This window comes from Nocardia aurantia, from assembly GCF_009604425.1.
Classification (GTDB): Bacteria; Actinomycetota; Actinomycetes; order Mycobacteriales; family Mycobacteriaceae; genus Nocardia; species Nocardia aurantia.
This window is the reverse complement of sequence record NZ_WEGI01000008.1, coordinates 379,194-394,689: the sequence shown is the minus strand read 5'-3', so window position 1 is coordinate 394,689 and position 15,496 is coordinate 379,194. Positions and strand designations below refer to the sequence as shown.

Annotated in this window: 10 protein-coding genes; 5 read left to right on the top strand and 5 right to left on the bottom strand. The window is 68.4% G+C overall.

Translation table 11 applies throughout. The features are described from left to right. Positions 1 to 115: 115 nt before the first annotated feature. Positions 116 to 1,012 (bottom strand): ketopantoate reductase family protein, encoded by an 897-nt coding sequence (locus tag NRB56_RS19945; RefSeq protein ID WP_153344319.1) that lies wholly within the window; start codon positions 1,010 to 1,012, stop codon positions 116 to 118. Positions 1,013 to 1,122: 110 nt separating this feature from the next. Between NRB56_RS19945 and NRB56_RS19940 the strand changes: the two genes are divergently transcribed. The 4 genes from NRB56_RS19940 (at position 1,123) to NRB56_RS19925 (ending at position 8,801) form a co-directional block, all read left to right on the top strand. Continuing rightward, on the top strand, positions 1,123 to 1,698 hold the full coding sequence (locus NRB56_RS19940) for a TetR/AcrR family transcriptional regulator (RefSeq protein WP_153344317.1): 576 nt from the start codon (positions 1,123 to 1,125) through the stop codon (positions 1,696 to 1,698). A 254-nt stretch (positions 1,699 to 1,952) separates the two neighbouring features. After that, the gene (locus NRB56_RS19935; RefSeq protein WP_153344314.1) at positions 1,953 to 7,349 is read left to right on the top strand and encodes an AAA family ATPase; all 5,397 of its coding nucleotides are present in this window, start codon (positions 1,953 to 1,955) and stop codon (positions 7,347 to 7,349) included. Then, positions 7,346 to 8,509, top strand: a complete 1,164-nt coding sequence (locus NRB56_RS19930; RefSeq protein WP_153344312.1) for a hypothetical protein — start codon at positions 7,346 to 7,348, stop codon at positions 8,507 to 8,509. The genes NRB56_RS19935 and NRB56_RS19930 overlap by 4 nt, the downstream gene beginning before the upstream one ends. An 88-nt stretch (positions 8,510 to 8,597) precedes the next feature. Continuing rightward, positions 8,598 to 8,801: a hypothetical protein gene (locus tag NRB56_RS19925; protein WP_153344310.1), complete on the top strand. Its 204-nt coding sequence runs from the start codon at positions 8,598 to 8,600 to the stop codon at positions 8,799 to 8,801. A 4-nt stretch (positions 8,802 to 8,805) separates the two neighbouring features. Here the strand turns inward: NRB56_RS19925 and NRB56_RS19920 are convergent, their stop codons facing one another. From NRB56_RS19920 to NRB56_RS19910, 3 genes are all read right to left on the bottom strand, one after another. Continuing rightward, positions 8,806 to 10,305 (bottom strand): amidase, encoded by a 1,500-nt coding sequence (locus NRB56_RS19920; RefSeq protein ID WP_153344308.1) that lies wholly within the window; start codon positions 10,303 to 10,305, stop codon positions 8,806 to 8,808. A 162-nt stretch (positions 10,306 to 10,467) separates the two neighbouring features. Then, the gene (locus tag NRB56_RS19915) at positions 10,468 to 11,304 is read right to left on the bottom strand and encodes a thioesterase family protein (protein ID WP_194290911.1); all 837 of its coding nucleotides are present in this window, start codon (positions 11,302 to 11,304) and stop codon (positions 10,468 to 10,470) included. Between the two features lie 107 nt (positions 11,305 to 11,411). Next, complete coding sequence (locus NRB56_RS19910; RefSeq protein ID WP_153344304.1) at positions 11,412 to 11,903, bottom strand: nitroreductase family deazaflavin-dependent oxidoreductase; 492 nt, start codon at positions 11,901 to 11,903, stop codon at positions 11,412 to 11,414. 290 nt (positions 11,904 to 12,193) lie between these two features. On the opposite strand from NRB56_RS19910, the gene NRB56_RS19905 reads away from it, so the two are divergent. Beyond that, a complete protein-coding gene (locus tag NRB56_RS19905) occupies positions 12,194 to 13,684 on the top strand; it encodes an aldehyde dehydrogenase family protein (protein ID WP_153344302.1) in 1,491 nt (496 codons plus the stop codon). A 32-nt stretch (positions 13,685 to 13,716) separates the two neighbouring features. Here NRB56_RS19905 and NRB56_RS19900 read toward each other — a convergent pair whose 3' ends face one another. Continuing rightward, positions 13,717 to 15,495, bottom strand: coding sequence for an MOSC and FAD-binding oxidoreductase domain-containing protein (locus NRB56_RS19900; protein WP_153344300.1), 1,779 nt, complete (start codon positions 15,493 to 15,495; stop codon positions 13,717 to 13,719). Position 15,496: the final 1 nt, after the last annotated feature.

The following is a 15,496-nucleotide window of genomic DNA, read 5'->3' as shown; positions in this document are numbered from 1 at the left end:
TTCGACCGAATCCGGCGGACCGAGATCCGGACGGCGAGCCGGTCGTCCGATCGCCGGCTCGCTCGTCCTCGATCCCGGCGCCGTCGCCTCCCGGCAGCCCGGAGCCTCCCCGCCGTCACCCCGCGATCGGTGCCGGCCGGACGGCCAGCAGCGCCGGAGTGCCTTGCGGTGCAAGGGAGTTCATCTCGTCGATCAGCGCCGCCGGTTCGTCGCGCGGCGCCACCGAACTCGTCCGCACGAAGGCCGGGACCCGGGTCGCCGTCCACAGCAGGGCTGCGGCCACCGGTACCGGCAGGCGGCCGAACAGCGCGATCGGCCGGGGAGTGACGTCGTTTCCCAGCCGCCGCACCAGGCGCAGCCCCTCGCGCAGCGCGCGGGCCAGGTCCGCCGCTTCGCGCCGGTCGATACCGTGACCGGTGAGCCGCGCGCGCAGTCCGGCCAGCAGCACCGGCACGACGAACGCCGCATGGGTGCGCAGCCAGCTCTGCATGTCGGGGTGGGTGGTCGCGGGGATCCCGGCGGCGGTGAAGACGGCCGCCCACCGCCGATCGGAGACGGTTGTGGCCGCGCCGCGGCGCAGAATCTCCGACGCCAGCCGGCCGTCCTCGAGACCGGCCACGATCGCCGGGAAGCCGAAGACGGCGCGCGGTGCGCCGACCGTGTCCCGCAGCCCGTCCAGCGGCCGGAACGTGTTGAACATGAACATGATCGCGTGTGCGGCACTGCCGGCGAGATCGGGCAGCAGCACGTCGACCTCGGCGGCGAGCACCGTCACCAGCACCAGATCCCAGGCCGTGGCCGGGTCCAGCCGCTCGGCGACTCGCACCTCGGCGCGTTCACCGGTGACCGTGACGATCGCGCGCTCGCGGCGCAGGCATTCCAGCCGGGTCCCGCGCGCGACGACGGTGACCTCGTGGCCCGCGCGGGCGAGCCGGAACGCGAAGGTACTGCCGATGCCGCCGGGCCCGACGACGGCGATGCGCAGCGATGATGGGTCGATGGATCCGGACATGACGAATTCTCCTGATCTGCAACGGAATTCAGTGGCGTCATTCGGTCAACGACCGTAGACCGAGGCTAGCAGCGCGATCCGGATTCAGTCAACCGACGTAGACTGAACCGATGAGCAACCGACCCATCAGCCGCGCCGAGCAGCGCCGGAATACCGAATCCCGGATCCTGGCGGCAGCGCAGCGACTGTTCGCCGAGGTCGGCTACGACCGGGCCACCGTCCGCGCGATCGCGACCGCCGCGGCGACCGACCCGGGACTGGTCATCCGCTATTTCGGATCCAAGGACGAATTGTTCGCCCGCGCTGCGGGATTCGAGGCGGAGGAACTGATCACCGGCACGCCGGAGCAGGCGGCCGAACAGCTGCTCGCGGCGCTCGAGCACAAACTCGCCGCGGCCCCGATCGATGCGCTGGCGGCGATCCGGTCCATGTTCAGCCACCCCGACGCGGCCGCCGACGTCCGGGCCGCCATGGTCGCCCGGCAGCAACAGGCCGCCGGGCATCTCGCACCGGACGACGCGGACCTGCGAGCCGGCCTGCTCGGCGCCCTCACGGTCGGCGCGGTGATCGGGCGCTACCTGCTCCGGCTGGACGGCCTCGCCGACGCCGAACCGGAACGGATCAGCGCGCTGCTGCGAACCGCCTTCCACGCGATCGCCCACGGCGACCCGGTGGACGATTCCTGACCGGCTCGGCCGGCTACCCGCATCGATCTCGCTCACTCGTATCAGAGCAACGACGAGGCCGCCGACATGCTCGGCCACACGCCAACCGGTCGCGCACAGGCGATGTCGGGTGCGAGGGCATTCACCGGCCTCGCCTCATCGAAAGCGACTGGTCGGCATGAAATTTACGGCCGGTAGAGCGGTGATTCACTGTGCCACAACTCTATTCGGCGACAGTGAATCGCCGCCACCGTCACCTGTGGCATGCTCGACGCATGCACAGCTCGTTGGTCCGGCAGTGTTTGCAGAAGTTCAGCGACGAGGAGATCGAAGAGTTGCTGGCCTCGAGTCCGGCACTGTGCGAGGCGGTCCGGGCGGCGGCGAACAGACCGAAGACCACCCGGCTGGACGCACGAATGTTCCGCCACTGGGTGCGCATGCCGGTGGCGTCGGATCCGATGCTGCAATATCTGCCGAAAATCTACGCGCAGGAAATCCGGCGGCGCGGCGAAAGCGAAGATCCGATACCCCGCGCGGCCGGCGTGAGCGCTTTTCTCGCACTCGATTCGGACGACCTCACCCTGGAAGAGTTCACGGACATGCTGGACGAATTGAGAGCCGGCGCCCGGATCTCGCCGGGCGATGGATACCCGTCGGGGACGACCACAATGACCGAAATCCTCGACCGGGCCTCCGATCTGGACTCCGACCGTCTCGACGAGGTGATCGCGAGCCTGCGTGATCACTCGCTGCGGATCGCCGAGGAGTTGTCGGCCGCCGCCGCCGATGTCCGGGCGGGCCGAGCTGTCCCGAACGAGCCGAACCCGGTTTCGTCGTGGAACTTGCTGCTGCACAACGGATGGACGGGACTCGGGATATCGGAGATACCGCCGGGAGCATCCTTCGAAGTCCTGACAACCTTACGGGATCGGGTCGCTGAACGGGAACGAGACGCTGCCCTCGCGGAACTGGAACTTCGCGCGAACGAGGAGCGGCTCGTACGGCTCGACAAGCTACGCAAGGCAGCCGAGCACCTACGGCCTCTGATCGCGGACGCACCACACGACAGCAACTTCGCGGATACGTACGCGAATATGCAGGCCGAGATCTCGGAACTGGAAGCCGCTCTGCGGCTTTCGGAACCGAGCAGCGACAGCGAGTGGACCGCCGACGATGCCGTCGCCGGCGTCGAGGAGCACTCCGCGCCGACCACGGCCGCGCCCGGCCGTGCGGACCCCGCCACCACAGCGGTGAATGCGGCGCGGGAACTACTTCAGGCCCGGACCGACGTCCCGGCCGGCCCGGAACCGAATACCGGCCGACCGGCCACCGAGACATCGCCCACCGCGGCCGAAGAGCGCACCGCCACCGACGAATTCGAAGACGGCACGGTCACGGTAAGCGGACCGGAGGGCGCGCACGAGGACGTCCCCGCAGCGGCCGCACCCGACTTCACCGCGGACCTGACCACGCATGTCCGCGACGGCAGGTTCGGGGCAGCCTGGGTGGTGGCGCAGGCCGCAGGCCTGCCGGAGGCCGATGTGCTCGCCTACCGGCTCGCCGCCTCGGCATTTCATTCCGGGCCCGGCGGCGTCGACCCCGCGGAGGTCCTGATCGGCCTCACCACGATGCTCGAGGGGCAGGAATTCGCGACGCCGCAATCTGCGGAAGTGGCGCTGGCGGCGACCCTGCGCTCCGCCCTCACCGCAGGCTGGGTTCCCCGCTCGGAACTGGAAACCATTGCCCGCCAAGTCAATCCGGACGTCACCTGGCGAAATGTGGTCGATGCCACGCTCGCTGCCTGTGACCGTAATTATCAGCACGTCCACAATTTCGGCGGGCGGGCAGAGACCTCGATCGACGAGATTCACGAAAACGCCCGCACCGTCCGTGACGATCTGGACCGTCAGCGCATCAAATTCGCGCGCGCGGACAAAGTGCTCAAATATCTGTTGCGCAAACAGGAGCCGTTCGGTGCGGCGTTCGAAGCCGTCCTGGCTCCCACCACCGGCGACGAGCGGAAGGCAGCCTTGACCGAGGCGCTCGCCCGGCTGGAGTCGCCCGAGGATGTGATCGAATACGCCGACGACACCGTCAGCACCGCTCAACAGCGCCGGCATCCCATTGTCTCGAATGCGCGAGCCAAGCTGCGCAAGGCGGTGGAATCCGTGGCCGAGTGCGTGAGCGAGGCGCTGCACACCACGATGGCGAGCGGGAACGATTCGCCGGCGGCGGCCACGCAGGAGGCTCGGCACAATCTCATCGATGCCGCCAGGGCCGTCGGCCTCACCGCCGAGGTGACAGGTCCGGGTGACGCCGCGCTGCATTGCCTCGCGCAGTGGATCATCGCTCCGGAGGACACAGCGACCGCTGCGAGTGTCATTCACGTGCTGCGTGATGAATCGCTGCCCGTCACCTGCGCCGACCGTGACGACGAGGGTCTGCCGATCATTGATGGCGACCGCAGCGACCGGATCGTCGCCGAGCTTCGCTCGCCCCGGTCACCGCTCGTACTGTTCGACGCTTTCGTGTCACGTGGTGATCTGCGACAGGCGAGCCTGGTCGCACGGCACATGCCGGAGCTTCAGGCACGTCTGACCGCGGAACGGTCCACCTGGATGCGCAAACTCCGCCGGGAGGTGGACACGGTGCGCGCCGAGCTCGGCCGCACCTACGCCGACGACTTCGCCAAAAACGTCTATACCGAAGCCGAAGCCAGGTTGGTGGCGCCCGAGAAATACGACGGTGATCGCTTCGACATGCAGATGCGCGATCTCGCCATGCTGCGTGCCGAGTTGGCGGACTACCGCAGCTGGACCGCGGCGAACCTGCGCACCTGGGCGGCGGAGATCGGCGACCCGGCAAGCCGGGACCGGATCATCGCCCTGATCGGCAAGGAGGATTTCATCGGCGCCAACGAATTGCTGGCGCTGGCCCGAAGCGGTCTGCTTCCGGCATCCGATTCCGACGACAGCCCGTTCGGCGCACATGTCTTCGACGCCTTCACCACCGCGCTGTCCCGGGCGAAACTGCCCGTGAACTCGTCCATCCACGAGGTAGTGGCGCAGTTCAGCGACGGCCGAGTGCTGGAGAACGGCGATCGGGACCGGCTGGGGCACTGGGACACCCTCTTCCACAACGATCGACGGGCCAATCGGCAGGACTTGGCGCCGATCCTGCGTGGCCTGGGCCTCGACACGCGAGGAGACATGTCGCGGGAACCCAGTCCGGGCGCACGGCACTTCGACCGATACCGGGTGAACGCCACTCCGGTGGACGGCTCACTCGTGCCCGGATTAGGCAGTCGCGCAACTCATTACATAGTGGTGGTCACCGCGGATCACAAACTGTTGCGGGAGACCTTGGCCAACGCCTTCCCCACCAGAAACGGCCCCAACCTCATCCTGTTCGACGGGGTCCTGACCCTCGATCAGCGGCAACAGTGCCTGAAAGTGTGTCGGGACCAGAAGATCAGCGCCATCGTGGTCGATCACGCGGCCGCGGCATTCGTCGCCACCCGGTATCCGCGATCGTTTCGGGCGGTACAGCAGATCACGCTGCCCTTCACCTGTTTCGCGCACTACACCGTCGTCGCCGGGAACGTCCCCGACGAGGTTTTCGTCGGACGCGCCGAAGAACTGGTGACACTGACCGACCGGGCCGGCAGCCTGTTCGTCTACGGCGGAAGACAATTGGGTAAATCTGCGCTGCTGCGCAAGATCCAGCGCGATTTCAATGCTCAGCCGGACCATGCCGCCATCTTCATCGACCTGAACTCGCACGGCATCGGCACCTGGGCGGATTCCCAGCGGCTCTGGCCGGTTCTGTACAACGAGCTCGCCAAGGTCGGCGGCATGGGACTGAAGGAGAACCACGCCGTCCACCATCCGGGTCCGGTGGTGCGCGCCATACAACAATGGTTGCAGGGCAAAGATTCTCGGCGACTGCTGTTGCTGCTGGACGAGGCCGACGCCTTCCTGGAGAAAGAGTCCAGCGGCGGCCCGGCGGAATCGTTCCAGAACATCAGCCCGCTCAAAGGATTGTTCGACGACACGGAAGGCCGGTTCAAGCCCGTGTTCGCGGGTCTGCACAAGGTCCAGCGGCTACAGAATGTGGCGAATACCCCCCTCGCCCACGGTGGCCGGGACGTTCTGATCGGGCCACTGGCGGCGGCGCCGGCACGTGATCTGGTCGTCAAACCGCTGGAGGCGCTCGGCTATCGGTTCGAGAATCCCGAGGCCGTCTGGCGTCTGCTCGCCTTCACCAATCTGCAGCCGGGACTGATACAGGTGGTATGCAACGATCTGATCGCGCATCTGCAGTCGCGGCCACTGCACAAGGACGAACCACTGATCACCATCCGCGATTCCGATATCGACACGGTGACCCAGGATTCGCGCACGCGCGCGAAGATCGCCGAGAAGTTGCGCCTGACAATCACGCTGGAGGACCGCTATCGGGTGATCGCGCTCGCCGTCGCGATCGAGTGCATGAACGACACCTTCCGGGACAAATACACCGCCGACGACATCCGTGTGTTCTGCGAGTACTACTGGGCCCAGGGTTTCGAGGGCCTCAACAGTGCCGAATTCGAGGTCTACCTCGAAGAACTTGTCGGCCTGGGCGTGCTGATCAAGGACGTCGACCGATTCTCGGTGCGGTCGCCGAACATCGTCACCATGCTGGGCACGAAGGAGCAGTTGGAGACCGAACTCGGCGAGAACGAGCAACAGTTCGAACTACCGCACGGATACAATCCGCGCTTCACCCGGCGCCAGGTGACGAGCGAAAGTACGGCTGTGCGAAGTCCGATCAGCGTGCACGACCTCAACCAGATCATCCCGGTCAAGAACAAGTACGAGCCCGCCCGAAATTTCGTGCTCACCGGCAGCGCGGCGCTCGGAATAGCCGATGTCGCGCAGGTGCTGAGTTTTGTGGGCCGTGAACGCGCGGTGAACGTCACCGTCATCGGCGACATGGGAGCCGACACCGCAGCGGTGTTGTCCGAGTTCAGGTTCGCCGGGCCTGGTAGCAGCGCGCCGAAACTGCTCGTGATCGATGCATCGCGAGCGTCCCGGGAGCACGCGGCGGCACTGGGTGACGCGGTGAAATCCATCCGGAAGCGCGCGCAGGGACATTTGGCCGTCATATTCGGCGCCGATGCGATCGGCGTGGCCAGGGAGATCGCGGACGCACAACCGGACACCGAGTTGAAGATTGTCAATCTGACCAAATGGTCGGGTGACGGCGTGCGGTCCTGGCACGACAATCCGTTCAACACCCCTGGTGATCGCAAGGAGTTGCTGAAGCATTCGGGAGGCTGGCCCGAACTCGTCGAACGGGCCGTCTTCGACGTTTCGGACGGCGGTCGCAGCCACGCGGAGGAGTGGGAACGCCTGTCGGGTTTCCCACAGGACCGGTCGGCTGCCACCGAATTCCTGCACAGTATCGGTGTCGGCGACGACGCCCGGGAACTGCTCGCCCAGTGGGCGGGTCTCGGCGGGGCGGCCAGTTACGAGCCGATCATGGACATCGCCGAACTGCTCGGTGGTGACCCCGTCGAAATGCAGTCGCTCGCCACCGATCTCACCACCCTCGGGGTCCTCGACGAACAGCACGGGGCGTACCAGATCGACCCCGTGGTCGCCCGGGCGCTGAGCAAACTGGCATGAGCCACCAACCCCTCGCCGATTTCTACCCGAGACTGCCGGGCCCCGCGCGTTTCATCGGCGAGATCCTCGCCGGACTGCGGCTGGGCAAGTCAGTGGTCGTCGTATTCCCCGAGGCGATGGTCGAGGCCGGCGTCGCGGACGCGATACTCCACGAGATCGCTGCCGAGAACGGGCGGGCCGAGTATTGTGACCCGTCCACCGAAGCGTTCCCCACCCGTATCCTGGCCACGTTCGGCGTCGACCCGCTGCACGCTCGGGACTACGAGGAGTGGGACACGATCATCGGGTGGACGGCCTGGCACGGGTCGTGGGTGCTGATTCCCGGTTGGCAGCACCACGATGTCGAGGAGATCGTGCGCCGCTGGCCGGCCCAGCTGAACGCGTGCGGATTGTCGATCGAGGATCGCCCGAAACTCGTCATCGCGGTCCGGTTGGCGGATCTGCCGCGGTCGACCATCACCCACCTGGACGCGGCGGGTGTCGCGGTGCACTGGTGGTGGGGTGTGCTCGATCGGCTCGACACCGAGATCCGGCTCAGCACGATCTCCGAACAGGTCGTCGATCCGGTCGACGCGGCGGTCATCGCGGAACTCGCCGGCTGGGATCTGCCCTGTGTGGACCACCTTTTCGGCAGCTGGGACCGGACCAGCACGGGACTGCCGGACGCGGTGCGTGACTATCGCACCGAATCGCGGCACTGGGACCCGAAACCTGCTGCGGCACAACGGCTGCAGTCGCGCCGGGGGCTCACGGCCCCACCGGTCGAGCTCGAACAGCTCTGGCGGGACGGACTTGTCGAGCGCTGGGGCCGCAGTATCCGGTCGGCGCCACACGCGCTGGACGATGCCGAGGTGGCCAGGCGAATGTGGATGGCGCACAACCGCGTCCTCATCCCGCACGTGGACGAGGAGCGTACCCGTTTCGAGCGGACGATCCTGGAAAAGGCGTCGGCACAAGCCTTGCACGGTCTCGCCCGGCGCAGCGACGACATCATCGAGATCGGTTCGCTGGCCTGGCTGGTCGAAACCCGCAGAGTCGACATCGGTTCCCGCGATCGGCAACGACTGCAGACGTTTCGGGACCTGCGCAACGACCTGGCCCACCACAAGCCGGTCACCGACGACCTGCTGCGGCGAGTTCTGGACTATCTCGAGGATTGACCGGGACCCGGTCACCGAGGCCGCACCGCCTTGGACGCCGACTGGATCCACCTGCTGCGCCGGACGGCCGCCGACACCCGGGCCGCGAATGCTGACCCACCGCGACGGCGCCCGACTGCTGACCACCTGTCCGGTACCGGAGACGGGCGCGAAATCCGGTCCGGCCCAACAGGGTTGGGAGAACATTCTGCCGCAGTCACCCGCGCAACGAGCCTGGCGGCACGACCGATCCGGGGCCGGGCTGGACCTCATCATCGCCGGTGTCGAGACCCGCCTGCGCGCGGCGGGGTGACCGATCAGGGGGTTCGGTTCCGGGCGGGCTCCGGTGGATGGCGGTCGAACCACGGTCGCGCGCTTTCGATTTCGGCGGCGAGCTGCAGCAGCAGGTATTCGCTGCCGGAGGGGCCGACGAATTGGACCCCCAGCGGGAGACCCTCGGGCGTCCAAGAGGTGGGGACGTTCATCGCGGGGCGGCCGGTGATGTTGGCCAGCTGGGTGAAGGGGACCGCGGCGAGGTTGGCGGTGACCAGACCGCGGTAATAGGCCGTGCGCGCGATGATCCGGCCGGCGCCCACCCGGAGCAGCGGCGGCAGCACGGCGCGGGCGGGCGCCGGAGTCCGGTTCCGGCCGATGTGCAGCGGCGGTTCGGCGAGGGTGGGGGTGAGCAGCAGGTCGTGCGTGTGGTGGAAGCCGGCCAGCGCCCGGGTGTAGTCGTTCCAGCGGGCGTGCGCCTGCATCAACGCGGGCGCCGCCACCGCGCGGCCCACCGCCGCCAGCACCTGGGTGTCGATATCGAAATCCGTCGGCGACGAACGGGTCGCCCGGCAGGCCAGCGCGAGCCGCGAGGCCGACTGGGCCGTCCACACCGTCATGAAATCCATGGACATCCGGCGGCCGTCGATCCCCGGGTCGGCGGATTCCACAGTGTGGCCCAGGGATTCGAGGAGCGTGGCGGCGTCCTCCACCGCCCGGACCGCCTCGGCGGAAACCTTTGTGCCCAGGGGTGATTCGGAGGTGAAGCCGATGCGCAGGCGGCGCGGCGGTTCGGTGACGGCATCGCGATACGGGCGGTCGGGACGCGAAACCTGGTAGGGCGCACCGGGATCCGGCACACTCAGGACATCGAGCATGGTGGCGGTGTCGCGCACGCTGCGTGACAGCACGCCCTCGGAGGCCGCGCCGAACAACGGATCGCCGACCAGCGGACCGCTGCTGACCAGCCCGCGGCCCGGCTTGAGGCCGAACAGTCCCGTGCAGGCGGCCGGGATACGGATGGAGCCACCACCGTCGCTGGCGCCCGCCATGGGCACGATGCCCGCTGCCACGGCCGCCGCCGACCCGCCGGAGGAACCGCCCGGCGTCCGGGTCGTGTCCCACGGATTGCGGGTCGCGCCGAACGTGCGGGTCTCGGTGATCGCCTTGCTGCCGAATTCCGGGGTGGTGGTCTTGCCGAAGATCACCAGGCCGGCGTCCAGCCAGCGCTGCACCACGAGGCTGTTGGCGGTCGCGCGGACCGAGCGCAGCGGCCCGGTGCCGGCGGAGGTCGGGTAGCCCGCGTAGTCCTGATTCAGATCCTTGATGAGGAACGGCACGCCGCCGAAGGGCCCGGCGGGTTCGCGCTCGGCGAGCTCCTTACCGTTCTGCTCCATCAGCAGGCTCGTCGCGTTGATCGCCGGGTCGACCTCCGCGCAGCGATCCAGGGCGAGCCGGAACAGCTCGGCGGGATGCACCTCGCCCCGGGAGACCAGGCCGGCCAGGCCGACCGCGTCGTATCCGCGGTATTCGTCGAACCGCATCGTCGCCTCCTCGTTCGCCGGCACCGGGCTGCCAGGCCGTACCGATTCTCGTTCACCGCGGGGGAGCGTCCCGGAGGCACGCGGCGTGGACGTCCGCCGAGACATATCCGGAATGCCCGTCCCGAGCGTATCGATGCGACGGCCCGCGCGCGTGCGCGACGGTCACGATGACGGGAAGGAGTAGAACGCGAGCTGGGTGCCGTGCGCGACGAGGACACCGGTCTCCGGATCCCAGAGCTCGTTCTCCATGCTGACGTAGCCGTGACCGGAGTGATGGGCGCGGATGCGGGACAGGATCCACTCACCGCGAACCGGTTCCAGCACACGCAGGGTCATCTCCACGCTCGGGGCCAGCCAGCGCCGCGCGTCGCTGCCCATCCGCTCGCCGATGGCGCCGGCCATCGTGTCGGCCAGGACCAGCAGGGCGGCCGGGTCCAGGACGCCGTGACCGTCCCGCGGCGGCTGATGGAACCGGTACCAGTAGACCTGTTCGGAGGACTGCGGCGGATGCCGCTCCCACGGCGCGTGGCCGTGGGCCATCCGGCCGTCCAGTTGCTGCCACAGCGGCGCGAGCTCGAACCCCTCGGCGAGCGACGTCTCGTCGAAGGAGCGGCAGTCCTCGGGCGGCGCCACCGCCGGCATCACGAGGTCGGTGAACTCGAATCCGGGCCGATCGTCGCCGAACGCCGCGGTCGCGATCAGTCCGGTCCTCGTCTCGGTGGTGAGCGTGGCGACGGCCTGGCTGACGGTGCGACCGCGTCTCAGCACCGTGACGTCGACGGTGACAGGTCCCGGTGGAACCGGGCTGACGAACAGGGTGTGCACCGAACGCAACGGCTGGTCGAGCTCCTGCCGCATCGCGTGAACCGCGAGGGCGGCGGTGACGCCGCCGTGCGGGTACACCGGCGCGTTCCAGTCGGCGCTCAGGACGGTGGTGTAGCGGCCGGCCACCGCCCGGTCGGCGACGAGCGTGGTCTCACTGCTGAACGAGGACGACATCGTGACGCTTTCGCACTTTCCCACAGGCGGATGCGGCCCGGCGGACCCGGAACCGACTATATCGGCGAAACCCCTTCCGGCACTGCCGAGTACCGCGCGCCGCCGCGCTACGGACCCGGTCGCGGGCGCAGGATCACGACCGGGATCTCCCGATCGGTCCATTCCTGGTAGGTATCGAAATCCGCATAGGCCTCGATGAGCTTCGGCCACAGGCGCGCTCGCTGACGCGGATCGGCCACGACCGCTCGCACCGGCCGCCGGTCGCGGCCGATCTGGAGGTGGGTATCGGGATGCGCGCGCAGATTGTGGTACCACTGCGGATGTTTCGGCAGCCCGCCCTGCGAGGCCACGACGACGGTATCGGGCCCGTCGGTGATGTAGAGCAGCGGAATCGTGTAGACCACACCGGATTTGCGGCCACGGTGCTCGAGCAGCATCGTCGGGACCGGCTTCCGGAAGCCCGCGCCGATGCGCCACTTGCCGCCGATACGCCCGCCGGTGCGCCGATAGAGCCACACCTGCACCCTGCCGACGCGCCGGAAAAGCTTCGGCAGCAACGGCGAATCGAGATGCTTCGGGGGCGGTGCGGTCGCTGTCATGACCCTCCTTCGTCGACGAACGGCCGATCTCGCCGACCGACTTTATTAGAACACGTTTCATTTTCTGGCGGGAGGGCCGCGCCCGCGAACTATCCGAACGTTCTCGATTGCTGATCGATCGACCAACATTTTCCGAACGAGCCGCTTACCCGCGCCGAGCGGAACAGGCATTACCGTGCAAGCCCGGACACGCGACCTTGACACCTCCGAAACCGGAGTGTTAAACACTTGACTAACATCGCCGCTCGGTACCGGCCGTCGACCCTGCACACGCACATGGAAGACAGGACATGACCACAGATCGCTCGGATATCCCCGAAACCGGTAGTGCGGCGGCCGGACCCGACCGCAAGCTCCTCATCGACGGCGAACTGGTCGGCGCCACCGGCACCTATCCGTCCTACAACCCGGCGACCGAGGCCCTCGTCGGATACGCCCCCGACGCGACCGTCGCCGAGGCGCACGCCGCGATCGCCGCGGCCCGCAAGGCCTTCGACACCGGCACCTGGGCCACGGATGTCGAGCAGCGGATCCACTGCCTCGACCAGTTGCATCGGGCGCTGACCGACAACCTGGAAGAGTTGCGGGAGTTGACGATCGCCGAAGTGGGCGCCACCCTGGCGCTGACTCGCGCAGCGCAGCTGGAGGATCCGATCGGGATCGTCAAATATTACGCCGATCTGCTCCGGACCTATTCGTTCACCGAGGATCTCGGCGCCGTCGAATATCTGAAGCAACAGCACCGGCGCTGGGTGGAGAAGGAGGCGGCCGGGGTGGTGTCGGCCATCATCGCCTACAACTATCCGAACCAGCTGGCGCTGGCGAAACTCGCGCCGGCGCTCGCGGCCGGTTGCACGGTGGTGCTGAAGGCCGCGCCCGACACACCGCTGATCACCCTGGCGCTGGGCGAGATCATCAAGCGGCACACCGACATTCCCGCCGGGGTCGTCAACATCCTGTCGTCGTCGAGGATCGACGTCGGCGAGGCGATGACCACCCATCCCGAGGTGGATCTGATCACCTTCACCGGGTCGACCGCGGTCGGCCGGCAGATCATGTCCGCCGCCGGGACAGGACTCAAACGGGTATTCCTGGAACTCGGCGGCAAATCGGCCGCCATCGCCCTCGACGACGCCGACTACCCGGCGGTGGCCCGGTACGCCGCCTTCGCGGCGACTCTCAATGCCGGGCAGGCGTGCGCGCTGACCACCCGGCTGCTGGTGCCGCGCGCCGACCACGACGCCGTCGTGGACCTCGTCGCCGCGAACATGGCCCGCGTACGGCACGGCGATCCGCGCGACCGGAAGACCTATATGGGACCGCTGATCAGCGAACGGCAACGCGACAAGGTCGACGGCCTCGTCCAGCGCGCGGTCGCCGCCGGCGCCCGCCTGGTCACCGGCGGCGAGAAGGTCGGTCCCGGATACTTCTACACCCCGACGCTGCTGGCCGGGGTCGACCCGGACAGCGAGATCGCCCAGGAGGAGGTCTTCGGCCCGGTCCTGGCCGTGACCCCGTACGACGGCGACGACGACGCGGTCCGCATCGCCAACCATTCCGCCTACGGCCTGTCCGGGGCGGTGTTCAGCGCGGACGAGCGGCGCGCGCTGGCGATCGCGCGGCGTGTGCGGACCGGCACCTTCAGCATCAACGGCGGCAACTACTTCCACCCCGACGCGCCGTTCGGCGGTTACAAACAATCCGGCATCGGACGGGAGATGGGCGTCGCGGGCCTCGAGGAGTTCCTGGAACGGAAGACGCTGGCGTCGATCCTGAATTGAATTCCGCCGCAACGTCCTCCGGTGTCATCACCTCACAGATCGAGCACGATGTCGTCGAGCGGCGCCGAACAGCACAGCAGCACATCGCCGTTCGCGGGCGGGTCGAGCGGGTCGGGGTCGTAGCCGACCCGCCCGGCACCGAGAGGCGTTTCGCACGTGTGACAGACACCCGTCCGGCAGGACCACCGCACCGGCACATCGCAGGCCTCGGCCAGTTCGAGCAGGCTCACGTAGCGCTCGGCGTCGTAGTTCGTGCCGAATCCGCTGCGGGCGAAGGTCACCGAGGGACCGGTGGCCGGTGGGCCCGGCGGCTGATGCGGTGGCCGGGCCGGTGTCGCGGCGATGCCGGGGGTGCTGCCGGGTTCGGCGCCGAAGATCTCGGTGCGGATCCGGCGGCGGTCCAGTCCGTGTGCGGTGAGCGCGTCGATCACGTTCGCCATGAACGGATTCGGGCCGCACAGATAGGCGTAGGCGTCGCGCGGCGGTGCGAGCCGGTCCAGCAGTTCCGCGTCGAGGTGCCCGGCGTCGGTGTAGTCCACGCCGAGGCGGTCGGCCGCGGCGGGACGGCTGTAGCAGATGCGAAAGTGGCTGCCGGGCAGGCGATTCAGCAGTTCCCTCGCCTCCTCGGCGAACGGGTGCTCGGTGCCGTCGCGAGCGCCGTGCAGCCACCAGATCTGCCGCGTGGAGCCCTGGTCCGCGAGCGCGCGCAGCATCGCCAGCATCGGTGTGACACCGATGCCGGCGGAGATCAGCAGTACCGGTGCGGTGCCGTCGGCGAGCAGGAAGGTGCCGCGCGGCGCAGCCGCCTCCAGCCGGTCACCGACCCGCAGCGAGCGATGCAACCGGTTACTGGCCCCGCCGTGCGGCTCGGCCTTCACCCCGATCCGGTACTCGGGCGCGCCGGGAGCGCCGGACAGCGAATAGTCGCGGATCAGGGCCTGCTCGCCCGGCTGATCCCCCGGGACACGCACCGTCAGGTATTGGCCCGGCAGGGCGGCGGGCAGGGGCCGGCCGGCCGGATCGGCCAGCCGGATGGAGATCACGGCGGCGCTCTCCCGGCGGACGGCGGTCACCAGCAGCGGCCGGAAACCGGCCCAGGCCGGCGCCGGCGCGGACGCGGCAGCGGTGAGACCCACATTGCCCGCACCGTCCGAATCCGCGAGCAGAGCCCGGAACGACTCCTTCCACCCCGGGCTCAGCGCGTCGATCCGCAGTGCGCGGATCAGCTGATCCGCGGGACGGTCGGGGGTGTAGAGCAGCCGATCGATCGCCACCACCGGCATCGACTCCGGCCCGCCGGCGACCTTGACGATCTCCTGTCCCGCCTCGATCTCCCCCTCCTCCAGCACCCGGAAATAGAACCCGGGCCGGCCGTGCGCGACGAGCAACGACGCCATCCGCGGTTCGTTCATGCGGATCCCGACCCGATAACACGTCACGCGCGGCTGGGTGACCTCCAGCACCGCGCCGCCGATCCGGAACCGGTCACCGATGCACACCTCGGCATCGGCCAGCCCCTCGACGGTGAGATTCTCACCGAAATTCCCGGGTGTGAGATCGTCGCGACCCAACTCCAGGGCCCAGTGCCGATAGGAGTCCAGCTGGTAGACCATGACGGCCCGCATCTCCCCGCCGTGCCCGGCCAGATCCCCCTGCCCGTCGCCGTCGATGTTGAGCCGCCGCACCATGACCGGACCCCGCACCGGCGATTTCCAGATCCCCGTGCGCACCCGCTGCCCGCGCCACTCGACGTCCGCGGGCATCCCCACATTGACCGACACCAGCCGACCGGCGACCGAAGGATGGGCCATG

Excerpts from the sequence above, each read along its gene's own strand:
- NRB56_RS19945 (WP_153344319.1), bottom strand. The coding sequence starts at position 1,012 with ATGTCCGGATCCATCGACCCATCATCGCTGCGCATCGCCGTCGTCGGG.
- NRB56_RS19940 (WP_153344317.1), top strand. The coding sequence starts at position 1,123 with ATGAGCAACCGACCCATCAGCCGCGCCGAGCAGCGCCGGAATACCGAA.
- NRB56_RS19935 (WP_153344314.1), top strand. The coding sequence starts at position 1,953 with ATGCACAGCTCGTTGGTCCGGCAGTGTTTGCAGAAGTTCAGCGACGAG.
- NRB56_RS19930 (WP_153344312.1), top strand. The coding sequence starts at position 7,346 with ATGAGCCACCAACCCCTCGCCGATTTCTACCCGAGACTGCCGGGCCCC.
- NRB56_RS19925 (WP_153344310.1), top strand. The coding sequence starts at position 8,598 with ATGCTGACCCACCGCGACGGCGCCCGACTGCTGACCACCTGTCCGGTA.
- NRB56_RS19920 (WP_153344308.1), bottom strand. The coding sequence starts at position 10,305 with ATGCGGTTCGACGAATACCGCGGATACGACGCGGTCGGCCTGGCCGGC.
- NRB56_RS19915 (WP_194290911.1), bottom strand. The coding sequence starts at position 11,304 with ATGTCGTCCTCGTTCAGCAGTGAGACCACGCTCGTCGCCGACCGGGCG.
- NRB56_RS19910 (WP_153344304.1), bottom strand. The coding sequence starts at position 11,903 with ATGACAGCGACCGCACCGCCCCCGAAGCATCTCGATTCGCCGTTGCTG.
- NRB56_RS19905 (WP_153344302.1), top strand. The coding sequence starts at position 12,194 with ATGACCACAGATCGCTCGGATATCCCCGAAACCGGTAGTGCGGCGGCC.
- NRB56_RS19900 (WP_153344300.1), bottom strand. The coding sequence starts at position 15,495 with ATGGCCCATCCTTCGGTCGCCGGTCGGCTGGTGTCGGTCAATGTGGGG.